At 71.0% G+C, this 24,626-nt stretch carries 23 protein-coding genes; 13 read left to right on the top strand and 10 right to left on the bottom strand.

Annotated elements, in window-relative coordinates; genetic code table 11:
* Window positions 1–166: 166 nt before the first annotated feature.
* Entirely contained in the window at window positions 167–1,372 is a 1,206-nt protein-coding gene (locus ACFYZZ_RS41290; protein ID WP_389187951.1) for a mannosyltransferase family protein, read from the bottom strand.
* Window positions 1,373–1,632: 260 nt separating this feature from the next.
* Between ACFYZZ_RS41290 and ACFYZZ_RS41285 the strand changes: the two genes are divergently transcribed.
* Together ACFYZZ_RS41285 and ACFYZZ_RS41280 are read left to right on the top strand one after the other, a co-directional pair.
* A complete protein-coding gene (locus tag ACFYZZ_RS41285) occupies window positions 1,633–3,270 on the top strand; it encodes an MFS transporter (RefSeq protein ID WP_389187948.1) in 1,638 nt (545 codons plus the stop codon).
* Between the two features lie 67 nt (window positions 3,271–3,337).
* The gene (locus tag ACFYZZ_RS41280; protein WP_389187945.1) at window positions 3,338–4,522 is read left to right on the top strand and encodes an acyl-CoA dehydrogenase family protein; all 1,185 of its coding nucleotides are present in this window, start codon (window positions 3,338–3,340) and stop codon (window positions 4,520–4,522) included.
* A gap of 39 nt (window positions 4,523–4,561) precedes the next feature.
* On the opposite strand, the gene ACFYZZ_RS41275 is transcribed toward ACFYZZ_RS41280, so the two are convergent.
* Window positions 4,562–4,999: a cell division protein SepF gene (locus ACFYZZ_RS41275; protein WP_386574537.1), complete on the bottom strand. Its 438-nt coding sequence runs from the start codon at window positions 4,997–4,999 to the stop codon at window positions 4,562–4,564.
* 493 nt (window positions 5,000–5,492) lie between these two features.
* Between ACFYZZ_RS41275 and ACFYZZ_RS41270 the strand changes: the two genes are divergently transcribed.
* The 5 genes from ACFYZZ_RS41270 (at window position 5,493) to ACFYZZ_RS41250 (ending at window position 13,912) form a co-directional block, all read left to right on the top strand.
* The gene (locus tag ACFYZZ_RS41270; protein WP_389187942.1) at window positions 5,493–6,278 is read left to right on the top strand and encodes a DUF1684 domain-containing protein; all 786 of its coding nucleotides are present in this window, start codon (window positions 5,493–5,495) and stop codon (window positions 6,276–6,278) included.
* 201 nt (window positions 6,279–6,479) lie between these two features.
* The gene (locus ACFYZZ_RS41265; RefSeq protein WP_389187939.1) at window positions 6,480–7,379 is read left to right on the top strand and encodes a S1 family peptidase; all 900 of its coding nucleotides are present in this window, start codon (window positions 6,480–6,482) and stop codon (window positions 7,377–7,379) included.
* 180 nt (window positions 7,380–7,559) lie between these two features.
* Entirely contained in the window at window positions 7,560–11,027 is a 3,468-nt protein-coding gene (locus ACFYZZ_RS41260; protein ID WP_389187936.1) for a DNA polymerase III subunit alpha, read from the top strand.
* Window positions 11,024–11,998: a hypothetical protein gene (locus ACFYZZ_RS41255; protein WP_389187933.1), complete on the top strand. Its 975-nt coding sequence runs from the start codon at window positions 11,024–11,026 to the stop codon at window positions 11,996–11,998. The genes ACFYZZ_RS41260 and ACFYZZ_RS41255 overlap by 4 nt, the downstream gene beginning before the upstream one ends.
* Before the next feature lie 312 nt (window positions 11,999–12,310).
* The gene (locus ACFYZZ_RS41250) at window positions 12,311–13,912 is read left to right on the top strand and encodes a TROVE domain-containing protein (RefSeq protein WP_389187930.1); all 1,602 of its coding nucleotides are present in this window, start codon (window positions 12,311–12,313) and stop codon (window positions 13,910–13,912) included.
* Window positions 13,913–13,927: 15 nt separating this feature from the next.
* On the opposite strand, the gene ACFYZZ_RS41245 is transcribed toward ACFYZZ_RS41250, so the two are convergent.
* Complete coding sequence (locus tag ACFYZZ_RS41245; protein WP_389187927.1) at window positions 13,928–14,302, bottom strand: cupin domain-containing protein; 375 nt, start codon at window positions 14,300–14,302, stop codon at window positions 13,928–13,930.
* An 85-nt stretch (window positions 14,303–14,387) separates the two neighbouring features.
* On the opposite strand from ACFYZZ_RS41245, the gene ACFYZZ_RS41240 reads away from it, so the two are divergent.
* Both ACFYZZ_RS41240 and ACFYZZ_RS41235 read left to right on the top strand, forming a co-directional pair.
* Complete coding sequence (locus tag ACFYZZ_RS41240; protein WP_389187924.1) at window positions 14,388–14,834, top strand: MarR family winged helix-turn-helix transcriptional regulator; 447 nt, start codon at window positions 14,388–14,390, stop codon at window positions 14,832–14,834.
* Window positions 14,835–15,004: 170 nt separating this feature from the next.
* Window positions 15,005–15,868 carry an esterase/lipase family protein gene (locus tag ACFYZZ_RS41235; protein WP_389187921.1) on the top strand — a complete coding sequence of 288 codons (864 nt, stop codon included), beginning with the start codon at window positions 15,005–15,007 and terminating at the stop codon, window positions 15,866–15,868.
* Between the two features lie 55 nt (window positions 15,869–15,923).
* On the opposite strand, the gene ACFYZZ_RS41230 is transcribed toward ACFYZZ_RS41235, so the two are convergent.
* Both ACFYZZ_RS41230 and ACFYZZ_RS41225 read right to left on the bottom strand, forming a co-directional pair.
* Window positions 15,924–16,877 carry a lytic polysaccharide monooxygenase gene (locus tag ACFYZZ_RS41230; protein ID WP_389188058.1) on the bottom strand — a complete coding sequence of 318 codons (954 nt, stop codon included), beginning with the start codon at window positions 16,875–16,877 and terminating at the stop codon, window positions 15,924–15,926.
* A 204-nt stretch (window positions 16,878–17,081) separates the two neighbouring features.
* The gene (locus tag ACFYZZ_RS41225) at window positions 17,082–17,804 is read right to left on the bottom strand and encodes a hypothetical protein (protein WP_389188056.1); all 723 of its coding nucleotides are present in this window, start codon (window positions 17,802–17,804) and stop codon (window positions 17,082–17,084) included.
* A 60-nt stretch (window positions 17,805–17,864) separates the two neighbouring features.
* On the opposite strand from ACFYZZ_RS41225, the gene ACFYZZ_RS41220 reads away from it, so the two are divergent.
* On the top strand, window positions 17,865–18,314 hold the full coding sequence (locus tag ACFYZZ_RS41220) for a GNAT family N-acetyltransferase (RefSeq protein ID WP_389187918.1): 450 nt from the start codon (window positions 17,865–17,867) through the stop codon (window positions 18,312–18,314).
* A gap of 28 nt (window positions 18,315–18,342) precedes the next feature.
* Here ACFYZZ_RS41220 and ACFYZZ_RS41215 read toward each other — a convergent pair whose 3' ends face one another.
* Complete coding sequence (locus ACFYZZ_RS41215; protein ID WP_386574576.1) at window positions 18,343–18,477, bottom strand: hypothetical protein; 135 nt, start codon at window positions 18,475–18,477, stop codon at window positions 18,343–18,345.
* 138 nt (window positions 18,478–18,615) lie between these two features.
* Here ACFYZZ_RS41215 and ACFYZZ_RS41210 point away from each other — a divergent pair, with 138 nt between their 5' ends.
* Complete coding sequence (locus ACFYZZ_RS41210) at window positions 18,616–19,236, top strand: class I SAM-dependent methyltransferase (protein WP_389187915.1); 621 nt, start codon at window positions 18,616–18,618, stop codon at window positions 19,234–19,236.
* Window positions 19,237–19,280: 44 nt separating this feature from the next.
* On the opposite strand, the gene ACFYZZ_RS41205 is transcribed toward ACFYZZ_RS41210, so the two are convergent.
* Window positions 19,281–19,781 carry a DUF402 domain-containing protein gene (locus tag ACFYZZ_RS41205; protein WP_389187912.1) on the bottom strand — a complete coding sequence of 167 codons (501 nt, stop codon included), beginning with the start codon at window positions 19,779–19,781 and terminating at the stop codon, window positions 19,281–19,283.
* The gene (locus ACFYZZ_RS41200; protein WP_389187908.1) at window positions 19,762–20,691 is read right to left on the bottom strand and encodes a GNAT family N-acetyltransferase; all 930 of its coding nucleotides are present in this window, start codon (window positions 20,689–20,691) and stop codon (window positions 19,762–19,764) included. Before ACFYZZ_RS41200 ends, ACFYZZ_RS41205 begins: the two co-directional genes overlap by 20 nt.
* A 72-nt stretch (window positions 20,692–20,763) precedes the next feature.
* Between ACFYZZ_RS41200 and ACFYZZ_RS41195 the strand changes: the two genes are divergently transcribed.
* On the top strand, window positions 20,764–21,135 hold the full coding sequence (locus tag ACFYZZ_RS41195; RefSeq protein ID WP_389187905.1) for a GntR family transcriptional regulator: 372 nt from the start codon (window positions 20,764–20,766) through the stop codon (window positions 21,133–21,135).
* 61 nt (window positions 21,136–21,196) lie between these two features.
* Here the strand turns inward: ACFYZZ_RS41195 and ACFYZZ_RS41190 are convergent, their stop codons facing one another.
* Together ACFYZZ_RS41190 and ACFYZZ_RS41185 are read right to left on the bottom strand one after the other, a co-directional pair.
* On the bottom strand, window positions 21,197–21,970 hold the full coding sequence (locus tag ACFYZZ_RS41190; RefSeq protein ID WP_389187902.1) for a DUF72 domain-containing protein: 774 nt from the start codon (window positions 21,968–21,970) through the stop codon (window positions 21,197–21,199).
* 29 nt (window positions 21,971–21,999) lie between these two features.
* Entirely contained in the window at window positions 22,000–23,094 is a 1,095-nt protein-coding gene (locus tag ACFYZZ_RS41185; protein ID WP_389187899.1) for a DUF5925 domain-containing protein, read from the bottom strand.
* Between the two features lie 110 nt (window positions 23,095–23,204).
* On the opposite strand from ACFYZZ_RS41185, the gene ACFYZZ_RS41180 reads away from it, so the two are divergent.
* Complete coding sequence (locus tag ACFYZZ_RS41180) at window positions 23,205–24,623, top strand: xylan 1,4-beta-xylosidase (protein WP_389187896.1); 1,419 nt, start codon at window positions 23,205–23,207, stop codon at window positions 24,621–24,623.
* Window positions 24,624–24,626: the final 3 nt, after the last annotated feature.

Here is a 24,626-nt window from a genome sequence, read left to right as displayed (position 1 = left end):
AAACCTCTCAGGAGCGGTCCGAATTCCTGGGATTCCGCAATCCTGTGAGCCTGCTTCCTGCAATTCCTTTGATCATGCCGGGAGGCCGGTTTTATGGCGCTTATGAATTCGTTCACCGAATCATGGGGTGGAATTCAGGGGGTGCTCATCGAACCGCCGGAGTTGATCACGGGGGGCCCGAGCCGTTCAGCCAGAAGGCCCCGTAGGCCGCCGTCACCACCGCCACACCCGCCGTGACCAGCGCCGATCTGGACGTTCGCAGCCGGGCCAGGGCGCGGGCGGGCGGGAACAGCACCGGGAAGGCCGGCATCAGCAGCCGCGGTTTCGACCCGAAGTAACTCGACGCGCACAGGGCGAGGGCCAGCACGACGCCCGTGTACACCAGCAGCGTGACGGGCTGGCCCTGGCGTACGCCGGTCACGTAGAGCCAGATCAGCAGAGCCACTCCGATGATCAGGCCCGCGCCGGCGAGAGCCGACGGAAATGACGTGAACTTGTCGACTACGAAGCGTGCGAAGGCGTACCCGCCGTCGAACCCGTTGCGCCACCCGGCCTGCACATCGAGATATCCGAGCGGGCCTTTGCCGGTGTGGTGACCGACCCAGAGGACATAGCCGGCGGCACCCAGGGGCGCGAGAAGCATGCCGAGGGCGCGTTGCCAGACGGGCGCGCCGGTGGTGAAAGAGGGGGCGCGTGTTGTACCGCGTGCGCCGTACGTGCCCGGCGCGCTTCGGTCCTGCACGAACGAGATCACGCCCGCCACCCACACCGCCGCCACCACCGCGAGCCCCACCGGCCGGGTCAGCCCGGCAAGCGCGGCCAGTGCGCCCGCGCTCACCCACCGGCCGGTCAGCACCGCGTACAGCGACCACGCGGCCAGCGCCGTGAACAAGGACTCGCTGTACGCCATCGACTGCACGATCCCGACCGGCAGCACCGCCCACAGCAGTACCGCGCAGACCCCAGCCCTCGGCCCGTACACCCACTCCGCGACCGCGAAGATCCCCCAGGCCGCCGCCAGCGAGGCGAGCAGGCTGACGGCGAAGCCGGCGTCCGCGTACGACAGCGGCGTGACCGCGTGCAGCAGCCGCTCCAGCCAGGGCAGCAGCGGGAAGAACGCCAGGTTGGAGTGGATGTCGCCGTTCGGCAGCCGCACCTCGTAGCCGTAGCCCAGCTCGGCGACCCGGGTGTACCAAAGGGAGTCCCAGCGCGCGGTCAGCAGTGTGTACGGGCTCTTGTCGCGCGCGCCGCTCCACACGGCCAGCGCGACCAGGCCCAGGGCGCGGACGGCCGCGTACCCGAGGAGGGCCGGCGCCGCCCGGCGCAGAGCGGGGGTGCGGGGCGGTGCCGCGCGCGTGTCAAGATCGGTCACGGGCTCGATTATCGACCGGACGGGGAACCGGACCGCCCGCCGGGGCGTGGTCAAGAGCGGGCGCAGTGGCGTACGCCACACGGGTTCGGTCCTGCGTGTGAGAGGTCCGCCACGTGACCCCGCAGTGAACTCGCGTACGCTGACGAGTCACCCGCGTGGGTTTGCGCGGGCCGGAGACACCGCTCCTCTCCGGCCGTACGACGGGGAGTCCCCACCCCGCCGATCCGCCGCCCGCGAGGGATCATCTGGGAGGTACGTAGATGTCCGGGACGACCACGGCTGCCGTACGGCCGCGCCGTCGGGCGACCGGGGCCGGTGCAAACCGCTGGGTCGTCCTCGTCGTCCTCTGCGTCAGCCTGCTGCTCGTCGCCCTCGACGCGACCGTGCTGCACGTGGCGGTCCCCGCCGTCACCGAGGACCTCAGGCCCGGCGCGATAGAGCTGCTCTGGATCGTCGACGTCTACCCGCTGGTCTGCGCCTCCCTTTTGATCCTCTTCGGCACCCTGGGCGACCGGGTCGGCCGCCGGCGCATCCTGCTCCTCGGCTACGCCCTCTTCGGTGTCGCCTCCGCCGTGGCCGCCTTCGCACAGACCGCCGAGACGCTGATCCTCGCCCGGGCGCTGCTCGGCGTCGGCGGCGCGATGATCATGCCCGCGACCCTGTCGATCCTCCGCCAGGTCTTCCCGGACCGGCGCGAGCGCGCGCTGGCCATCGGCATCTGGAGCGCGGTCGCGGCCGTCGGCGCGGCGGTCGGTCCGCTGCTCGGCGGCTTCCTGCTGGAGCACTTCTGGTGGGGCGCGGTCTTCCTCGTCAACATCCCGCTGATGCTCGTGAGCCTGCCGGTCGGCCGGATGCTGCTGCCCGAGTCGCGCGGTGACCGCAGCGGCCCGTGGGACGTGGTCGGCGCGCTGATGGCGGCGGTCGGCCTGTTCGGGGTCGTGCTGGGCGTGAAGCGGCTCGGCGGCGGTGAGTCGCCCGCCGGCCTGTTCACCGTGGTGCCGCTGCTGGTGGGCGCGGCGCTCCTCTTCCTCTTCGTACGACGGCAGGGGCGGCGCCCGCACCCGCTGGTGGATCTGCGGATGTTCCGGCGGCCGGCGTTCAGCACCTCGGTGGGCTGCATCGTGCTGGCGATGCTCGCGCTGGTCGGCCTGGAGCTGATCGCCGCGCAGTACCTCCAGCTGGTGCTCGGTCTGTCGCCGCTGGAGACGGGCCTGAGGCTGCTGCCCCTGACCGTCGCGGCGATGGCGTCGGGCCTCGCCGGCGCCCGGATGCTGCGCCGCTTCGGACCGCGCCGGATGGTGTGCTTCGGCTTCTGCCTCACCGCCGCGGCGGTCCTGACCCTGACCGCGATGGGCGCGACCGACAACGCGGGCCTGCTGCTGTTCGGCTTCGTCCTGCTCGGGTTCGGCCTGGAGACGACCCTCTTCGGGGCGTACGAGTCGATGCTGAGCGAGGCCCCGGCCGAGCAGGCCGGCGGGGCCGCGGCGATCGGCGAGACGTCGTACCAGCTTGGCGCCGGGATCGGGATCGCGTTGCTCGGCAGCGTGATGAACGCGGCCTACGCACCCGGTCTCACGTCGGTGCCGGGCGTGCCCCCGCACGCCTCGGACGCGGCGAGCCACTCGCTGGGCGAGGCCTACGAGGTCGCCGGGCGGCTCGGCGGGCCCGTGGGAGACGCACTGCGCCAGGCGGCCCGGGACTCCTTCGTGCACGGACTGCATGTGACCCTCCTGGTGAGCGCGGGCCTGTTGCTGCTGGGCGCGGTGATGGCGCTCAGGCTGCCCCGGATCATGCAGTGCGGGGAGGAGCCTGCCGAGGTGGAGCTGCCGTCCCCGCGGGAGGCCGAGAAGCCGAGGGTCGCCGTGGCGGCTCTGGACGTGCGGGACGTCGCGCCGTAACGTCGGCCGCACAGCGTAACTAGCGTTGCTAGTTTTCACCGTGCCTCAGTGTGCCGGAGGGTGTTCCATGTCCGCGAAGTTGCCCCCGTTCGACGCCGCCGACCCGCTCGGGATCGACGACCTCCTGGAGCCGGAGGACCTGGCCGTACGGGACTCGGTCCGCAGCTGGGCGGCCGACCGCGTGCTGCCCTACGTCGCCGACTGGTACGAGAAGGGCGAGCTGCCCGTCATCAGGGAGCTGGCGCGCGAACTCGGCGGCATCGGCGCCCTCGGCATGTCGCTCACCGGGTACGGCTGCGCGGGCGCGTCGGCCGTGCAGTACGGCCTCGCCTGTCTTGAGCTGGAGGCCGCCGACTCGGGCATCCGGTCCCTCGTCTCCGTGCAGGGCTCGCTCGCCATGTACGCGATCCACCGGTTCGGCAGCGAGGAGCAGAAACAGGAGTGGCTGCCCCGCATGGCCTCCGGCGAGGTGATCGGCTGCTTCGGGCTCACCGAGCCCGACCACGGTTCCGACCCCGCCTCCATGCGCACCCACGCCAAGCGCGACGGCGACGACTGGGTCCTCAACGGCCGCAAGATGTGGATCACCAACGGCTCCGTGGCCGGCGTGGCCGTCGTCTGGGCGCAGACCGAGGACGGCATCCGCGGGTTCGTCGTACCGACCGACCGCCCCGGCTTCTCGGCGCCCGAGATCAAGCACAAGTGGTCCCTGCGCGCCTCGGTCACCAGCGAACTCGTCATGGACGACGTACGGCTGCCCGCCACCGCCGTACTCCCCGAGGTCACCGGGCTGCGCGGACCGCTCGGCTGTCTGTCGCACGCCCGCTACGGCATCGTCTGGGGCGCGATGGGCGCGGCGCGCAGCAGCTTCGAGGCGGCCCTGGAGTACGCGAAGACGCGGGAGCAGTTCGGGCGGCCCATCGGCGGCTTCCAGCTCACCCAGGCCAAGCTCGCCGACATGGCGGTCGAACTGCACAAGGGAATCCTGCTCGCCCACCATCTGGGGCGGCGGATGGACGCCGGCCGCCTGCGTCCCGAGCAGGTCAGCTTCGGCAAGCTCAACAACGTCCGCGAGGCCATCGAGATCTGCCGTACGGCGCGGACGATCCTCGGTGCCAACGGGATCTCCCTCGAATACCCCGTGATGCGGCACGCGACCAACCTCGAGTCGGTGCTCACCTACGAGGGCACCGTCGAGATGCACCAGCTCGTGCTGGGCAAGGCGCTCACCGGGCTCGACGCCTTCCGCTGACCCCTTGGGGCCGGGGCAGGGCCGGTGAGCGGCCCTGCCTCAGCTCTGGTTGAAGAAGCCGTCCTCGCGGCGCGCCGCCGGCTCACCGCTGATGATCTCCGTGTTCGCGGGCGTCAGCAGGAAGACCCGGTTGGCCACCCGCTCGATCGTGCCCCGCAGGCCGAAGGTCAGCCCGGCCGCGAAGTCCACCACGCGCTTGGCGTCGGCGGGCTCCATCACCGTGAGGTTCATGATGACCGGGACCCCGTCCCGGAACAGCTCGCCGATGGCGCGGGCGTCCCGGAAGCTGTCCGGGGTGACCGTGCCGATCCGGCGGCCCTTCTCCTCGGCCGTGTCCGTGGCCACCTTCACCCGGGGGTCCGTGACCCAGGCGTCCGCGGGCTCGGCGCCCTCGGAGTAGTCGTCGTCGTAGTAGCGCTCGTCATCGTTGTCGTCGACGAGGCCGAGCCACGCACTCGCCTTGCGTACCGATCCCATGGACGCCTCCTCTCACAGCGGTCCTTCTTACTTGCGCATCCCTATGGTCATCCATGATGCGGACGGCGCGCCAAGTGGATAGACGCCGCGCGGGGGGTTTGTGACGGTACTGGTGCAGAGACGATCCGTCGAGAGTCCTTGTGCCCCAAGGGTCTTGACTCGTACGGCTGCTGACTGTGAGTGAAATATGATGTTCGGAGGCGGATGGGTGATGCCCGGAGCGTACGGGTGAATGAACGTCAGTTCTTCAGCTCCGGTGGGCTGATCCGGGACAGACCCTGCTGCCGCCGATGTGGCCCTGGACCGGGTCGCCGATCCCGGCGCAGGTCGGCGCCTTGCGCAGACAACTGCAGGAACAGGCGGGGGAGTTCGGTAGAAACCCGGGTGCCCTGCCTCGTTCCGCACGGAATACCGGGGCGCAACTCCGCGCTCACCCCTCGGGCTGCCCGACCCGCCGCGGGAGGGTCGAGCGCGTAGGAGAGGAATGGATCGTATGACCGGCGATGCACCGGATGCTGCCTGGAAGCAGTGGCACGAGCAGCGCGTGGAGAGGATCTCGGCGCCCTATGGGCCGCTCGCGCTGACCGCCACCCACTGGGTCGAGGACCATCCGGAGGGGCGACTTCCGGACATTCCCGGGACGTGGGTGGCGGATGGTGACGGGGTGGTGCTCGCGGCCGCCGAGGGCGACGGGCTGACCCTGGACGGCAGGCCCTTCGCCGGGGAGGCCCACCTCGCCGCCGACCTCGGGCCGGAGGCCGAGTCGCGGGTCGCGCTGGGCGAGAAGCGGCTGGTCGTGCTGGTCCGCGAGGACGTGTGGGGAGTACGGGTCTACGACCCCGCCGCCGAGGCCCGCCGCGCCTTCGGGGGCATCGAGGCCACCCCGTACGACCCGCGCTGGTCGGTGCCGGGGCGCTTCACGCCGTACGACGACACGCGCACCGTGCGGGTCGGCAACGCGGACGGACGGGAGCGCGGGCTCGCCCTCGCCGGGGAACTCGCCTTCTCCCTGGCCGGAAACGATCTCACGCTCCAGGTCGCGCAGCAGGGCGACGGCCGGCTGTGGGCGGTGTTCGGCGACGCCACCAGCGGCGACACCAGCTTCCGCTTCCGGTTCCTGTTCCCGCAGGCACCGGACGCCGAGGGGCGTACCACGGTCGACTTCAACCGCGCCCAGCTCCCGCCGTGCGCCTTCGCCGATCACTTCATCTGCCCCTTCCCGCCGCCGGGCAACCGGCTGGACGTGGCGATCGAGGCGGGGGAACGCGTCCTGAGCTGACGTCAGGGGGCTGGTGCGCAGGGGTGGTTCAAATGTTGACGGCCGAAAGGCACTCTTGTGCCTACCGGCCGTTCGGCCGAATACTCCCCCTCAGCGCTTGTCAGGGGCATACGTGTTCGGAACCCAGGACCGGCCCCTGGCTGCGCCTCACGGGCCCCGACCCCACGCGGGCCCCCGACTTCCCCTGGGAGGGAACGAAACGTGAGGATCAAGCGCACCACTCCCCGCAGCGGCATCGCAAGACGGACCCGGCTGATCGCCGTGGCCACCGGCTTCCTGGCCGCGGCCGCGTTCGCCGCCCCCACCGCGAACGCCAGCGACGCCCACACGTTCAGCGCCACCCAGCTCACCAAGGCGAGCGACTCCGTCCTCAAGGCCGACATCGCCGGCACGGCCTGGGCGGTGGACAGCAAGACCAACCGTGTCGTCGTCACCGTCGACAGCACGGTCTCCCAGGCCGAGATCGCCAAGATCAAGCGGCAGGCCGGCGGCAACGCGGGCGCGCTGGCCATCAAGCACACGTCCGGCAAGTTCAACAAGCTGATCACCGGCGGCGACGCCATCTACGGCGGCTCCTACCGCTGCTCGCTCGGCTTCAACGTGCGCAGCGGCAGCACGTACTACTTCCTGACCGCCGGTCACTGCGGCGAGGTCGCCTCGACCTGGTACAGCAACTCCGGCCACACCACGACGCTGGGCACGAACGTCGGCTACAGCTTCCCGGGCAACGACTTCGCGCTGGTGCGCTACACCAACTCCTCGATCGCGCACCCGAGTGCGGTCGGCAACCAGACCATCAGCAGCGCGGCCACCCCGTCCGTGGGCACGACCGTCTACCGGCGCGGCTCCACCACCGGCACCCACAGCGGCCGGGTCACCGCGCTGAACGCGACCGTCAACTACGGCAGCGGTGACATCGTCCGCGGCCTGATCCAGACCACGGTCTGCGCCGAGGGCGGCGACAGCGGCGGTCCGCTCTACGCGGGCAGCGTGGCCTACGGTCTGACCTCCGGCGGCAGCGGCAACTGCACCTCCGGCGGTACGACGTTCTTCCAGCCGGTCACCGAGGCGCTGAGCTACTACGGTGTGACGCTTCCCTGAGCCAGTCCTGCTTCGTCGAAGTCCCGTCCCGGGTGTGGGGCGGGCTTCGTCGTTTCAGGCATCCGTGCAGGTGAGAGGTGCCCGAACGGATGTCGCACGCTTGTTCGGGAATGGGGGTATGGTGGGGGTGGGAACAGATGTTCGAGAGTCGTTTGGGGCTCACGAGTGCGGGAGGTGCGTGTGCCGGGCTTCGCGCATCTGCACACCGTCTCCGGGTTCTCCCTGCGGTATGGAGCCTCACACCCGGAGCGGCTGGCCGAGCGTGCCTCGGAGCGGGGCATGGACGCTCTTGCCCTCACCGATCGCGACACCCTTGCGGGCGCGGTGCGGTTCGCCAAGGCGTGTACCAAGGCCGGGGTCCGTCCGCTGTTCGGTGTGAATCTCGCAGTGGGTGAGCCGGCGGACGCGCGGCGTGAGCGGCGGCGTGCGCCGGTGCGCGGTGGTGCCTTTGTCGATGAGTCGGCAGCCCGGGTGACCTTCCTTGCCCGGGACGGCGCCCGTGGCTGGGCCGATCTGTGCAGGATCGTCACGGCGGCGCATGAGGGTGAGGGTGCGCCTTTGCTGCCCTGGGACGGCAATCACGGCGATGGTGTGAGTGTGCTGCTGGGGCCGGGCTCCGATGTGGGGCGTGCTCTTGCCGCGGGGCGTCCCGATCGGGCCGCCAAGCTGCTCGTTCCCTGGCGTGAGGTCTACGGCGACGCGCTGCGTCTGGAGACCGTCTGGCACGGTCGTGAAGGTACGGGGCCCGGTTCTCTGCGGCTGGCCGCCCGCACGGTCGGCTTCGCCGCCGAGCAGCGGGTCCGGCCCGTGCTCAGCAACGCGGTTCGGTACGCCGATCCCGGTCAGGGGCCGGTCGCCGACGTGCTGGATGCCGCTCGCCGTCTGGTTCCGATCGATCCTCGCAAGGAGCTGGATTCGGGCGAGGCCTGGCTGAAGGACGCGCAGGCCATGCTGCGGGTCGCCGAGCGGGTGGTGGAGGCGGCCGGCTATCGGCGCGACACCGCTCATCGGCTGCTGGAGCAGACCCGGGCCACGGCCGCCGAGTGCCTGGTCGATCCCGAGGACGACCTCGGCATGGGGAGCGTTCATTTCCCCGAGGCGCATCTTGTCGGTGCCGGGCGTCGCACCGCCCAGCGGGCGCTCGCCTCGCGGGCCGCCGCGGGGATGGTGCTGCGCGGCTATGCCGACCGCCGGGAGTACTGGGCGCGGATGCATGACGAGCTGGACATCATCGCCCATCACGGCTTCGCCTCCTACTTCCTGACGGTTGCCCAAGTGGTGGACGACGTAAGGGGCATGGGGATTCGGGTGGCCGCCCGTGGGTCCGGCGCCGGCTCCCTCGTCAATCATCTGCTCGGGATCGCGCACGCCGATCCGATCGAGCACGGGCTGCTGATGGAGCGCTTCCTGTCCAAGCGCCGCCTCGCCCTGCCCGACATCGACATCGACGTGGAGTCCGCGCGCAGGCTGGAGGTCTACCGCGCGATCATCGGCCGGTTCGGCACCGAGCGGGTCGCGACCGTCGCCATGCCGGAGACCTATCGGGTGCGGCACGCGATTCGTGATGTCGGGGCCGCCCTGTCCATGGACCCCGCCGACATCGACCGCATCGCCAAGTCCTTCCCGCACATCCGGGCCCGGGACGCCCGAGCCGCGCTGGAGGAGCTGCCCGAGCTGAAGCAGCTCGCGGGGGAGCTTCAGCGGGAAGGTACGAGGTACAGCAGGATGTGGGAGCTGGTCGAGGGCCTCGACGCCCTGCCGCGCGGGATCGCCATGCATCCGTGCGGGGTGCTCCTGTCCGATGCCTCGCTGCTCGCCCGTACGCCGGTCATGCCGACCAGCGGCGAGGGGTTCCCCATGTCGCAGTTCGACAAGGAGGACGTGGAGGACCTCGGGCTGCTCAAGCTGGATGTGCTGGGCGTGCGGATGCAGTCGGCCATGGCGCACGCGGTCGCCGAGGTGGAGCGGGCGACGGGGGAGCGGATCGATCTGGATGCCGTGCAGGGAGGTGACCCGGCGACGTATCAACTGATCCGGTCCGCCGAGACCTTGGGCTGCTTCCAGATCGAGTCGCCCGGGCAGCGGGATCTGGTGGGGCGGCTCCAGCCGGCCACCTTTCACGACCTGGTCGTCGACATCTCGCTGTTCCGGCCGGGGCCGGTCGCCGCCGACATGGTGCGGCCGTTCATCGAGGCGCGGCACGGGCGGGCGCCGATCCGCTATCCGCACCCGGATCTGGAGGGGCCGCTGAAGGAGACGTACGGGGTCGTCGTCTTCCACGAGCAGATCATCCACATCGTCGACATCATGACCGGCTGCGGCCGGGCCGAGGCGGACGCGGTGCGGCGCGGGCTGTCCGATCCGGAGTCGCAGGGGCGGATCCGGGTCTGGTTCGCGCAGCATGCGGCGGCCAACGGATATGACGCGGAAACGATTCAGCGGACCTGGGAGATCGTCGAGGCGTTCGGGTCGTACGGCTTCTGCAAGGCGCATGCGGTCGCCTTCGCCGTACCGACGTACCAGTCGGCGTGGCTGAAGGCCCATCACCCGGCCGCCTTCTACGCCGGGCTGCTCACGCATGATCCCGGGATGTATCCGAAGCGGCTGCTGCTGGCGGACGCGCGGCGGCGCGGAGTGCCGATCCTGCCGCTGGACGTGAATGTGTCCGGGGTGGCACACAGGATCGAACTGGTGTCTGAATCCGGGGGGTGGGGGCTGCGGCTCGCGCTCTGTGACGTGTACGGCATCAGCGAAGCCGAGGCGAAGCGGATCGCGGACGGGCAGCCGTACGCCTCGCTGCTCGACTTCTGGGAGCGGGCGCGGCCGAGCCGTCCCCTCGCCCAGCGGCTCGCACAGGTGGGCGCGTTGGACGCCTTCGGCGCCAACCGGCGGGATCTGCAGCTGCATCTGACCGAGCTGCACCGGGGCGCCCGAGGCGGGGGCGGTGGTCAGCTCCCTCTGGCCGGTGGCCGGAAGACGGCCTCGGCCGGGCTGCCCGACCTGACCTCGGCGGAGCGGCTCAGTGCCGAGCTGGGCGTGCTGTCCATGGACGCCTCGCGCAATCTGATGGACGACCACCGGGAGTTCCTCAAGGAGCTGGGCGTGGTGTCCGCGCGTCGGCTGCGCGAGGCCCGGCACGGGGAGACGGTGCTGGTCGCGGGCGCCAAGGCGGCCACCCAGACCCCGCCGATCCGGTCCGGCAAGCGGGTCATCTTCAGCACGCTGGACGACGGCACGGGCCTGGTCGACCTCGCCTTCTTCGACGACTCGCACGACACCTGCGCGCACACCGTCTTCCACTCCTGGCTGCTGCTGGTGCGCGGAGTGGTGCAGCGGCGCGGCCCACGCAGCCTGAGCGTGGTGGGCTCCGCCGCCTGGAACCTCGCCGAACTGGTCGAACTGCGCGCCGAGGGCGGTCTCGACGAGGTGGCCGCCCGGCTGGCGGAGCCCGTTCGGGAAGGCACAGAAGGCGCGGCCGGGCCGGACGGCGCGGACGGGGCGGACCCGACGGGTGGCCGCCGGATCCATCTGCCGACCGGGTACGAGATGCATCCGTGGGCCGACCTGCGGCCCGCGGGCCAGGAGGCCTCACAAGGGCCTTCAGCGGTACGGAAGTTGTGGCACCAGAGTCCGGGGAGTGCGGGATGACCATCCTCTGCGTACGTTTCCAGCTGCCGCCGATGTACGAGGCGGCCCTGCCCGGGCTGCTCGGGCTGCTGGAGGAGTTCACCCCGGTCGTGGAGGCTCTGCCCCCGGACGCGGCGCTGGCCGATCTCCGGGGTGCCGAGCGGTACTTCGGGCGCAGCGGTGTGGAACTGGCCTCGGTGATCCGGGTCCGGGCCCTCGCGCTGTACGGCGTCGACTGTGTGATCGGCGCCGGACCGGGACCGATGCTGGCCCGCGTGGCGCTGCGCGACGCCCGTCCCGGGGTGACCTGTGCCGTGCCCGAGGAGCCGGCCGCCATCGCGGAGTTCCTTGCCGAGCGGCCCGTGTCCGCGCTGCCCGGCGTCGGTACGGCGACCGCCCGTACCCTGTGCGAGTACGGCCTGGACACGCTGGGTCTGGTCGCCGCCGCACCCCTGTCCACGCTGCAGCGGCTGATCGGCGCGAAGGCGGGGCGCGAGCTGCGCGAGAAGGCGAGCGGCATCGACCGGGGCCGGGTCGTACCGAACGCCGTCTCCCGATCCCTCGCCGCCGACCGCTCCTTCGACCTGGACGAGCTGGACCCCGACCGGCACCGCACGGCACTGCTGTCCGCCGCCGAGGAACTCGGGGCCCGGCTGCGTGCGGTGGAGAAGGTCTGCCGCACCCTGACCCTCACCGTGCGCTACGCCGACCGCTCCTCGACCACCCGCAGCCGCACCCTCAAGGAACCGACCGCACACTCGGCGTCCCTGACGAGGACGGCCTACGGCATGTACGAGGCGCTCGGCCTCCAGCGCGCCCGGGTCCGCGCGCTCACCCTGCGTGCCGAGGGCCTGACCCCCGCCGGCCAGGCCTCCTACCAGCTCACCTTCGACCCCGTGGACGAGAAGGTCCGCCGCATCGAGGAGGTCGTGGACCGGGCCCGGGCGAAGTTCGGGCCACGAGCGGTGATGCCGGGGGCGCTGGCGGCGTGACCTCCCTCAGGTAAGGGCCAGGACCTCTCCCTCGGCCGATGGCGGCCATGCCGGAGTCCGAGAACGGGCCTGTATTAATCGCTGGTGTGCGGCCCAGTGACCCTTGTAGGTTGGCATCGCGACCGCGCCTCCGATGCGCTCGGCTGCGGCTCCTTCCTTCTGACAACCAAGTGACGCCGCCGCCCCTTTGATCTCGGCAGGCGCGGGCGTCTTCGCCCCGTCGGACCTTTTGGCCGGGGCCGTCCAATCCGTTGAATCCGGGGGGATTCGCTGCCTCGTCACACCCCACGCGTCTCCAAGATCTGGCCCGAGATGCTGGTGGCCCCGCACGTCTCGGCGGCCGCCCGCTCCCTGCCCCCACCACGGCTCCACCACGGGCCCGCCAGGCCGGATTTCCGCACCTACGAGGGTGGCCCGGCCTTCGTCCGGGAGCCCCGCGAGGAACTCTTCCTCCTTGCGGTCGGCAACTTCGTCTCCCAGCGGACCTTTTACGAGAACGGTGAGGAGCGGGACGACCGGTACGCCCGTCTCGTCGGTGAACTCGCTGTCCAGGACCCCGTGTGGACGGCAGGCCTGCTGCGCTGGCTTCGCGGCGAGGGCAACATGCGCACGGCATCCCTGGTGGGCGCCGCCGCGTACGTGCGGGCCCGGCTCAAGACCGGGGCGTCCCAAGGCCCGTCCAATCGGTCCGTGATCGACTCGGTGCTCCAGCGCGCCGACGAGCCCGGCGAGCTGCTCGCCTATTGGATCTCGGTGTACGGGCGGAACGTGCCGCAGCCCGTGAAGCGGGGCATCACCGACGGCGTACGCCGGCTGTACACGTCCCGGTCCCTGCTCAAGTACGACACCGCGTCCAAGGGCTTCCGCTTCGGCGATGTGCTCAACCTGGTGCATGCCTCCCCCGACCCGGACAAGCCCTGGCAGGGCGCGCTCTTCCGGTACGCCCTGGACCGCCGCCACCACCCGGAGCAGGCGGTTCCGCCGGTCTCCGACCACCTGCTGACCGCCCACCGGGCGTTGATGGAGTCGGCTGCGGACGAGCGGCGGGCGGTGGTGACCGGGCCGGGCGGCCCCGAGCGGCTGGCCGCGGCGGGCATGACGTGGGAAGCCTTGGCGGGCTGGCTCCACGGACCGATGGACGCCGCCGTCTGGGAAGCCGTGATCCCCACGATGGCGCCGATGGCGCTCCTGCGGAATCTGCGGAACTTCGACGAGGCGGGGGTCTCGGACGAAGTCGCGGCCCGGGTCGCCGCACGGCTCTCGGACGCCTCCGAGGTCGCCCGGTCCCGGCAGTTCCCCTTCCGCTACCTGGCCGCCCACCAGCACGCGCCGTCGCAGCGCTGGGCGGCCGCGCTGGAACGGGCGCTGGTCCACTCCCTGGCCAACGTACCGCCCCTGCCCGGCCGGACTCTGATCCTGGTGGACCGGTCCGACTCCATGTTCTGGGACACCGTCTCCGAGCGGTCCAAGCTGACTCGGGCGGACGCGGCGGCCGTGTTCGGCACTGCGCTGGCCCTGCGTGCGGAGCAGGCGGATCTGGTGGAGTTCGGCTGGGGCAGCGCAGCGGTGCCGTTCGAGCCGGGCGAGCCGGTGCTCGAGGTGCTGAAACGGTTCCACAGTCTCGGAGGCACCCACACCACGAAGGCGGTGCGCAAGCATTACCGGGAGCACGACCGGGTCCTGATCGTCACCGACGAGCAGACCGCCCCCTACGGCCCGGGCGGGCCGGCCGAACCGGTCCCGGCCGACATCCCGGTCTACACCTGGAACCTGGCGGGATACCGGCCCGCCCACGGCCCCACGGGCCCCCACCGGCACACCTTCGGCGGCCTCACGGACGCCGCGTTCCGGATGGTCGGCCTCATCGAGGCCGGCCGCGAGGCCGCTTGGCCGTGGGCCGCTGAGCCGGCCTGATCCGAAAGACGCGAACTAGTTGGCCCACGGCGGGGTGAGGACCGTGCCGTCGGCCAGCTCCGCCGTGAGGCCGACGGAGGTGGTGACCCAGGAGATCGCGGTGTGGTCGGTGGGGTTCTCGACGGCCAGGGTCGCGCCGGGGTTGATGATCACCGTGTCGCCGGCGGAGATCCGTTCGGTGCGGCCGTCGAGGGTGATCAGCAGTTCGCCGATGAGCAGGTGGAAGATCTCCTCCCGGTTGACGGTGTGGGCGGGTGCCTTGGTGCCGGGCGGGATCTCGCCGCGCCAGGCGCACAGTTCCTTGCTCCCGGCGAGGGGAGTCGCGTACGAGACGAAGCGGGCGCCGTGGATCTCATGGGTCACGGCCTCGGACGAGCGGACGACGGGCACGGTGGTCTCCGTTTCATTTGGTCAAGCAGCTTGACTACATGGTCAAGCTGCTTGACCGATCCGTCAAGGGTGTTTCAATGCCTCCGTGCACAACTCCGAAGCCATGGCCCTGTCCGCCGCCCTGCTCGCCGTCGCGGGTGACCTCACGCAACGCATCCACGACGGGGTCGTGGCCCGCGGCTTCACGGACATTCGGCCGGCGCATGGCTTCGCCTTCGCGCGGCTCGCGCCGGACGGCGCCACCGTCACCGACCTCGCCGCGCACCTCGGGGTGACCAAACAGGCCGCCAGCCAGCTGGTGGACGAGATCGTACGCAAGGGGTACGCCGAGCGGCGCCCGCATCCCGAGGACGCCCGGGCCCGGCTCATCGTGCTCACCGCGCAGGGCTGGGCCTGCACCCGGGCCGCGGAGGAGGCGGCCGCCGAGGTCGTGGGCGCGTGGGCCGAACTGCTGGGCGAGGGTGAAGTGCGGGCGTTGCGGGAGCGTTTGACGCGGATCGCGCCCTACGGTCCGATCAGGCCTGCCTGGTGACGGTTCATCGGTAGCTGGACGAGCCGCTGGTTATCACTGGAAGTTTTTACTGACGCGTAACTTCACAGCTGCGCTACTCGCCCGTAACTTGACGAGTGAACAGCATCCTCGTGATCCGGATCACAGGGTTAGGCCGTCGCACCTCCCTTGAGCCGCAAGGAGATCACACGATGCTGCCCTGGACGCGAGTGTTCAGACCCCTCGCAGCGCTGCTCCTGACCGCCGCAGTGGCCGTCGTTCCCGCCGCCACCGCCCACGCCGCCGACGCCGCTCCCAGCAGCGGCTGGAACAACTACTCCTGCAAGCCCTCCGCCGACCACCCCCGCCCGGTGATCCTGGTCCACGGCACCCTGGGCAACTCCATCGACAACTGGCTGTCCCTCGCACCGTATCTGAAGACCCGCGGATACTGCGTCTACTCCCTCGACTACGGCCAACTGCCCGGCGTCCCGCTCTTCTACGGCCTCGGCCCCATCGACAAGTCGGCCGAGCAACTGTCCGCCTTCGTCGACAAGGTGCTCTCCGCGACCGGTGCCGCCAAGGCCGACCTGGTCGGGCACTCGCAGGGCGGCATGATGCCCCGCTACTACCTGAAGTTCCTCGGCGGATCCGCGAAGGTGAACTCCCTCGTCGGCCTCGCCCCCGACAACCACGGCACCGACCTGAACGGCCTCACCAACCTGCTGCCGTACTTCCCCGGCGCCGAGGACCTGATCAAGGCCACCACCCCCGGCCTCGCCGACCAGATCGCCGGCTCCGCCTTCCTCACCAAGCTCAACGCGGGCGGCGACACCGTCCCCGGAGTGCACTACACGGTCATCGCCACCAAGTACGACGAGGTGGCCACACCCTGGCGCGACCAGTACCTGAGCGGCTCGGACGTCCACAACGTCCTGCTCCAGGACCTGTGCCCGCTCGACCTCTCCGAGCACGTGGCGATCGGGCTCTTCGACCGGATCGCCTTCCACGAGGTGGCCAACGCCCTCGACCCGGCCCACGCCAAGGCCACCACCTGCGCGTCGGCCTTCAGCTGACGCGCCGCCGGGGCCTGTCCGACCTGAGCCGCCGGACAGGCCCCGGAGTCCTGGATCACCGCCCGTGCAGGCCGCCCGCGGCACGCCGTCGCACCGACAGGAACAGCACCGCCGAACCCAGCGCCAGCGCCGCCGCGCCGCCGATCGCCACGTACGTGGTGCCGGTGGAGGCACCGGTCTCGGCGAGGTTCTCCGAAGTCCCGGCCGCCTTCGGCTCGTTGGCCGGGGTCGCCGGAGCCGCGGCGGCCGGCTCGGCGGACGTGCTCGCGTCGTCGTCCCCGTGCCCGTGGTGCTCGATCGTCGACTTGTCGGCACCGTCCGCGATCTGCCCGTCGGAGGGCGCGGAGGCGCTCGGAGCGGGGGTGGTGCCGCCCGCCGAACCGCCGCCGAAGTCGACGTCGGAGCAGGAGTAGAAGGCCTCCGGGCTGTCCGAGCGCTGCCAGACCGCGTACAGCAGCTGCTTGCCCGAGCGCTCGGGAAGGGTGCCCGTGAAGGTGGAGAAGCCGCCCGAGGGGACCGGGTCGGTGGCCGTCGCGACCGGGTGCTCCAGGTCCAGGTCTCCCCAGGCCAGCGGCTTCGCCGGGTCGTAGCCGGGCTTGGTGACGTAGACCTTGAAGGTGCCCTTGTGCGGGGCGGTCACCCGGTACTTGAAGGTGTACGACCCACTGCGCACGCTCGTCGCCGGCCAGTCCGCGCGGGCCAGGTCCAGCCCCTTGAACTCCTCGTTGTTCGCGCTGCACAGCTTGCCGTCCGGGATCAGCTCCTGGTGCCGTCCGGCTGCGTCGCCGATGCGGATGCCGTTCCAGTCGTACAGCGCCTGCGTACCGCCCGCCGCGACCGCGGCCCTGCACGCGGCCGACTCGGGGCTCTCCGGTCCCTCCGCGTAGCACTGCGACACCCTGCTGACCGGGTCGCCCATCGAACCGTGCGCGGAGGCGGGCGCGGCGGACAGCGCGAGCGCGGCGCTGCCGAGGGCGGCGACGAGGGCAGCCTTACGGCGTTGGGGTATCCCCTGCTCGAGCGAAGTCGAGAGCTTGGGGAAGGGCATGGGGAACTCCTAGGAACGGTCCTCGGGGGTGGGGGTGAATCCCGTGGGGGCGATCAGAAGCTAGCCCCAAGAAACCGTGAAATCGCCTGTCTGGGGCAGGTGATGGAGATCCTTATGGTGCCGTTAAGGCGGGCCTAACCGGGGGCTCAGGAAGGAGGGGGGACCTCACTGTGTCAAGAGCATGTAGGTGTTCTCGAGCTCGTCCTGCAGGACGTGCGCCTCTCCGTTCACGGTACGCAGCGAGAGGTCGCGTGCCGGGGTGTCCTCGCGGTACGTCCATCCATCCGGGAGTTGTAGCCGGTGCGCCAGCCTGGGAAGCGCGTCCGTGGTGAGGGTGTCGTCCACGATGTGTGAGTACGCCTGCATCACGTACGTACGGCCATCGGCATCGAGCAGTTGATAGACGGGCTTGCCCGCGGCGAACAGCCATTCGTTGTCCCGGTTGACCACCAGGTCCTTGTAGAAGCGTTCATTTCCCCTGCTGTTGAGGTCCAAGCCCGCGGGAATCTCCAGTTCGGCGACCCGGCGTGCCTCCAGCCCCTGGAACGAGCGGATGTCGCCGGCCCCGGACGCGGTGATGCGGTCCATCAGCCAGAACCGTGGACCGTTCAACCAAGCGGCAGGCACCTCGGCTTCACGGGCGACGCTGACTGCATCCAGAGCCGACCACTTCTCCGGCGGGCAGTCGTTGAGACCCATGGTGTTGTACACCTCGGCCCGAAGCTCTCCCCGTTCCCCAGGGCTGATCAGGATGATCTCTCCGTAGCGGGCGTTGCGGACCCCGTCGAGCTGCCTGGTCTCGTGGGTAGTTGACATCCGATACTCCCTGCCGAACGTCTGGCCGGCCTTACTCCAACCACGTTCGTCGCCGCTTCGGGCCGTGAGCATCACCCTTCAGGGGTGAATGCCGGGCGGTACCGTCGCGAGAGGCGGGATAGCGTTCCCGCCATGACGAACGACGAGATCCGGCCCGCCCGGGCTGCCGACGTGCCGGCCGTGAAGGCCGTGACGGATGCGGCGTACCACCGCTACATCGAGCGCATCGGGGTGGTGCCGCAGCCCATGGAGGCGGACCATGCGGCGGACGTGGCCGCGGGCCGGGTGTTCGTGTTCGGGGAGCCGGTGGTCGGGCTCGTCGTGGTCGACGCTCACGACGACCACCTGTTTCTCGACAGCATCGCCGTCCATCCCGACGCGCACGGCAAGGGGGCGGGGCGGCGCCTGCTGGAGTTCGTGGACGCACGCGCGCGTGCGCTCGGTCTGCCCGAGGTCAGGCTCTACACGAACGCGCTGATGTGGGAGAACCAGAAGATCTATCCGAGGTTCGGCTACGAGGTCGTGGAGCGGCGCGTGGACGGGCCGTACGACCGCATCCACTACCGGAAACGACTGGTCTGACACCGGGCGCCGGAATCTGCCGGCCCGGTCAGCTGTCCGGCCACCAGGTGCGTGCGATGTCCTTGCGCACCTCCGGACGCCCCGCGGGGCGCTCCTCCGCCTCTTCGCGGATCCGGCGGCCGTCCGTCCTCTTCAGGGGCTTCTGCACGGTCACTCGGCGCATGGCTGCCTCCTTCAGTGCCCACCTGGATCCGCGGCGTCACGGAGGTAGACCCTTCGGGCGAGAGTTCCTCATCGGTGCCGGTCTGTCAGTGGCGGCTGTCACGTCGGGACTGTCAGTGGCGGGTGTCACTCTGGGGGAATGACGAACGAGAGTGAGCACATGGTTGCGGTGGGTGCCGAGGTGGACTGGGACGCGGCGGCCACCGCGTTCGACGACGAGCCGGACCACGGCCTGCGCGCACCCGAGGTGCGGGCCGGCTGGGCGGCCCTGCTCCGGTCCTGGCTGCCCGAGCACCCCGCCGACGTGCTGGACCTCGGCTGCGGCACCGGCAGCCTGTCGCTGCTCGCCACCGAGCAGGGACATCGGGTGACCGGGGTCGACAGCGCGCCGGCCATGGTCGAGCGGGCCCGGGCCAAGCTCGCCGGACGGGACGCGACGGTCCTGCACGGGGACGCTGCCGCGCCGCCGGTGGGGGAGCGGCGGTACGACGTCGTCCTCGTCCGGCATGTGCTGTGGACGCTGCCCGACCCCGCGCGCGTCCTGCGGCACTGGCGCACCCTGCTGCGGCCCGGAGGCCGGTTCGTGCTGGTCGAGGGCGTCTGGGGGACCCTCACCCCGGTCGGCATACCCGCCGACCGGCTCACCGCCCTGCTGGCGCCCGTTGCCGGGCACGTGCGCGTGGAGCGACTGTCCGGCGATCCCGTGTTGTGGGGGAAGGTCGTGGACGACGAGCGGTATGCGGTGGTCGCGACCGTGTAGACGGTGCAGACCGGTGCAGCCGGGGCCGGCGGGGTCTGCGGGCGTCAGGCGAGCAGCTTCTCGAAGCCGCCCCCGCGGGCCAGTGCCTCCAGTTCGTCCAGGGCGGCCACGGCGGCGGACGCGGCCTCGGGGTCCGTCTCCGCCAGCCCGCTCTCGGCGAACTCGTCCTCGTCCAGGCGTCGTACGTCCGTGCCGTCGGCGGAGCGCCACAGGTCCAGGTCGAGGTCCTCGACGACCAGCTCGGTGCCGGACAGGACGGCCGGGCGGGTGATGTCGCAGTACCAGCCCTTGAGGGTGCCGTCCCCGGCCCGGACCTCCTTCACCGAGTACCAGCGGTCCCGCCAGTAGTGCTCGGTGAACACGTCGCCCGCCTCGAACCGCACGAAGCCGAAGTCGCGCACGCCCCCACCTGCCCACGGGGCGCGGACCGAGACGCGGACGCCGTCGTCGGCCAGCAGCTCCGCCGGATAACGGATCTTCGTACGGCCGCCCTTGACCAGGACGACCTCCACCCGGGCAGCGGTCTCAGCCGAGTTCACGGACATAGCGCACCTCCGTCGCGCAGATCTCGTACCCGAGCCACTTGTTGATCGCGATCATCGGGTCGTTGCCGGCGTCGTTGCCCGTGAAGGCCTCGGTGAGGCCGGCGGCACGCGCCCGGTACAGGGAGTGGATCTTGGCGAGCTTGGCCAGGCCACGGCCGCGGTGGGTCCGGGCGGTGCCGGTCATCGCGGTGGTGTACCGGGTTGCGCCGTCGGTGTAGGCCACGCTGAAGGCCACCGGGCGGCCGTCGACGACCGCGGCCATGGTCAGTTCGGGGTGCAGCAGCGGATGCTGCCACGTCTGCTCCAGCCAGGCGTCGTAGTCCGTGAACTCGACGTTGACCTCGCCGGGTTCGTCCGACACCGTCTCCGCGTCCAGCTCGAACAGCGGCCGTGGGTCGTCCGCGAAGTCGGCGGCCGTGCGCAGCTCCACGCCCGGCGGGATCTCCGGGAGCGGCGGGAGGGTGCCGTGCGCCAGGTCCAGACGGAGGAAGTGCGCGGGGCGGCCCCGGGTGTAGCCGCGCCGTTCGGCGAAGGCGCGATGGGCCGGCTCGTCGAGGACCCAGGTGTACAGCTTGGTCGCGCCCACGGTGGCGAGATGCTCCTCGGCGGTCCGGGCGAGGAGCCCGCCGGCACCGCGGTGGACGCGGTCCGGGCGTACGTAGATGTTGAGGTACCCCTGGCCCGGCTCCGTGCTGTCGTGCGCCAGGGAGACCCCGGCCGTGCCGATCACCTCACCGTCCTCGACCGCGACCAGCGCGCGGAAGTGGGCGTCGGGGTGGCTGTGGGCGAGGGTGTGGCGGACGGACTCCGGGGTGAACAGGATGTACGGCAGGGCGAGATGGCGCACCCGGGTATAGCCCTCGGCGTCGGCTCGGACGTCGGGCTGCAGGTCGCGCACGATCACAGTCATGAGGAGGGACCGTACGGGGAGATGTGCGGGGGATGCCTCTGATTTTCCGGTGGGTACGGGACAATCGGCCTTGTGAGCCTGAAGATCAGCATCGATGACAGCGCGCCGCCGTACGAGCAGGTGCGGGCGCAGATTTCCGAGCAGGCGCGGTCCGGGGTGCTGCCGGTGGGGTACCGGCTGCCGACCGTGCGGGGGCTGGCCGAGTCGCTGGGGCTCGCGGTGAACACGGTCGCCAAGGCGTACCGGGCGCTGGAGGGCGACGGGGTGATCGAGACGCGGGGGCGCAACGGCACGTTCGTGGCAGCCGCCGGCTCGGCCGCGGTGCGTGAGGCGTCGCTGGCCGCTCAGGCCTACGTGGAGCGGGTTCGGCGGCTCGGGCTCACCGAGGACGAGGCGTTGGCCGCGGTGCGGGACGCCCTGCGGGCGGCTTACGGGGAGGGCTGAGCAGGATTCGGCACCGCCGGGAAGGGCCGCCGTGGCTGAGCACCGTTGCGGCGGACATCGCCTAACGGCGCGATGAGAGGGCGCCCGGCGTTCGTGTCACCGTCAGGCTCGCTCTCGTCGCCGCCCTCCCGAACGTCACCGCGTCCTCCACCGCCGCCCCACCGGGGTCGTTGTTGAAGTACGTATAGACCTCACATGCGTCGGACCAGGTGGTCGCGATGCGATCCACCCAGGTCTCCAGGGACTGTTTGCCGTAGCGCGGCCAAGGCTGGGCCCGGCCCTCGTGGAAGCGGACGTAGCCCCAGTCGCTGGTGCGCCACAGCGGGGTCACCGGGTGGGCCTGGACGTCCGCCCAGCACAGGGCCGCGCCCCGGGACTCCAGGACCTTGCGCACCTCGGGGGTCCACCACGAGTCGTGGCGCGGCTCGACCGCGACTCTCGTGCCGGAGGGGAAGCAGGCCAGGCAGGTGTCCAGCAGGGACGGGTCCGCGCGCAGGGTGGGTGGGAGCTGGAGGAGGACCGGGCCGAGGCGGGTGCCCAGGCCCGCCGCGTGGGTCATCAGGCGGTGGACCGGCTCCTCGGGGTCCTTCAGCCGCTTGATGTGCGTGAGGTACCGGCTCGCCTTCACCGCCACCACGAAGTCGTCCGGCACCCGGTCCCGCCAGGCCTCGAAGTTCTCCCGTGTCGGCAGCCGGTAGAAGGCGTTGTTGATCTCCACCGTGGCGAAGTGCGTCGCGTACTCCTCCAGCCACAGCCGGGTCGGACAGTCGCCCGGGTACAGGACCCCCCGCCAGTCCTTGTACTGCCACCCGGACGTGCCGACGAACAGGGTCATACGTCCATCAAAGCACCGAAAGCGATCGGCTACAGGTACAGCCCCGCGTCCGCGCCGTCCCGGGCCCCCGGGACCGACGTCGGTGCCGTGCCCCGGCGCAGTGCGAACAGCTCGGCCAGGGTCGCGCCCTCGCGGCCGACGCCCTCCTCGGTGCCGAGCCAGTTCACCGCCTCGCGGCGGGTCAGCGGGCCCACCTCGATGCGGGCCAGGCAGCGGCCGGGGCGGACCACGGCCGGGTGCAGACGCTCCAGGTCCTCGTTGGTGGTGACGCCGACCAGGACGTTGCGGCCCTGGCCGAGCAGGCCGTCGGTGAGGTTGAGCAGCCGGGACAGGGCCTGGCCGGCGGTGTGCCTGGCCTCGCCGCGGATCAGCTCGTCGCAGTCCTCCAGCAGGAGCAGCCGCCAGCGGCCCTTGCCCGCGCTGTCCTCCTCGCCGATCGCGATGTCCATCAGGTAGCCGACGTCGGAGAAGAGCCGCTCCGGGTCCAGCACACAGTCCACCTGGCACCAGTCGCGCCAGGAGCGGGCGAGCGTGCGCAGCGCGGAGGTCTTGCCGGTCCCGGGCGGGCCGTGCAGCAGGAGCAGCCGGCCCGCGATGTCCTCCGGGGTCGTCTTCATCAGGCGGTCCATCGCGTCCGCCACGGGGGCCGTGTAGTTGGGACGCACCTCGTCCCAGGTGCCCGCGGAGATCTGGCGGGTGGTGCGGTGCGGGCCGCGCCGCGGGGAGACGTACCAGAAGCCCATGGTCACGTTCTCCGGCTGCGGTTCCGGCTCGTCGGCCGCGCCGTCGGTGGCCCGGTCGAGAACCGTCTTCGCCAGCTCGGCGCTGGTCGCGGTCACCGTGACGTCCGCACCGCGGTTCCAGCGGGAGACCAGCAGGGTCCAGCCCTCGCCCTCCGCGAGGGTCGCGCTGCGGTCGTCGTCGCGGGCGATCCGCAGCACCCGGGCGCCCTCCGGCAGCAAGGTCGCGCCGGAGCGCACGCGGTCGATGTTCGCCGCGTGCGAGTACGGCTGCTCGCCCGTCGCGAAGCGGCCGAGGAACAGCGCGTCGACGACGTCGGACGGAGAGTCGGAGTCATCGACGTGGAGCCGGATCGGCAGAGCGTCGTGCGGGTTCGCGGCCATGCCGCCATGATCCGGCACCGATGCCCTCCGCGCACGGCATTTCCACCCCTTGTCCCGGGTGTTCCCAAGACCTGCCCCGTACGTGGTCTGCGCCGTTACTGTTGTCCGTGATGGGACGTCATGAGTGGTATACGGGGACTCGGCGGTGGCGGCTCACCGCCCTGCTCGGGGTGGGCGTGGCCGCTGTGGCCCTGATCGTCACCCTGATCAACACGCTGCCCGGCGGCGCAAGCACCGCCGGTACCTCGCGCGACGGCGACAAGGTCCACGGCACGCCCGCCATCCCGCCGGGGCGCCTGGAGCCGTACGTGGGCTGGGGCTTCACCCACACCCAGTACAGCGCCGACCAGGGCAGCGACGCGGCCACCGACCGGGTCGCCGCGCTGCTCGCGCAGAACGGCGGGCTGCCGCAGGACCAGGCCCTCATGGGCTGGGGCGCCGACAACCCCGAGCCGGTGAAGGGCCATTACGACTTCGGTGCCATGGACCGCCGGATCGACTTCATCCGCAGGTCCGGCGGCACCCCCGTGGTCACGCTGTGCTGCTCGCCGGACTGGATGAAGGGCGGCAGGGCCGGCGTCGACAACACCGACTGGAGCCAGGCCGCCCTGGAGACCGCGCCCACCCCGGACCACTACCAGGACTTCGCCGACCTCGCCGCAACCGTCGCCAGGCGCTATCCCGACGTACGCCACTTCATCGTGTGGAACGAGTTCAAGGGCTTCTGGAACAACGCCGAGGGCCGCTGGGACTACGAGGGCTACACGACGATGTACAACCTCGTCTACAAGGCGCTGAAGAAGGTCGACAAGGACATCATGGTCGGCGGCCCGTACCTGGTCATGGACAGCCTCGACCCGCGCGACCAGAAGGCCTCCACCGCGCTGAAGGGCCCTTGGGGCGCCCTGGACCAGCGGGTCCTCGACGCCTTCGCGTACTGGAACAGCCACAGGACCGGCGCCGACTTCGTGGTCGTAGACGGCTCCAGCTACACCAACGACGACGACCTGCTGCCCGACGGGTTCGCGGCCACCGACAAGCTCACCGCGGTGGGCGAGTGGGTACGGCAGCAGACCCATGACCTGCCCCTGTGGTGGGCCGAGTACTACGTCGAGCCCGCCGACGGCAAGGACGAACGCAGGACCTGGTCCGAGGCGCACCGCCTCGCGGTGCACGCCACCGGGATGATCGCCATGGTCAAGGGCGGCGCCGACTCCGGCTTCTACTGGAACCCGGAGGAGAAGACGGGCACCGACTGCCCCGGCTGCCTGTGGACGCCGACCGACACGCCCGACGGGGGCAGAGAACTCCCCATGTACGACCTGGTGTCCCGGTTCGACCGGGCGTTCCCGCCGGGCACCCGGTACGAGACGGTGTCCGTCGCCCAGGACGACGTGCCCAACGTGCGCGTGCTGGCCACCAGCAGGACGGTCCTCGTGGTCAACACCCTCGACCGGACGATCAGCGCCCAGGTCGACGGGAAGCGGTTCGACATGCACGCGTACGAGGTGCGGTGGCTCGACCGCTGAGCC

Source organism: Streptomyces sp. NPDC001816 (genome assembly GCF_042892235.1).
GTDB lineage: Bacteria > Actinomycetota > Actinomycetes > Streptomycetales > Streptomycetaceae > Streptomyces.
Note: the sequence above shows the minus strand (reverse complement) of the source record. Positions and strands in the feature narration are given on the sequence as shown.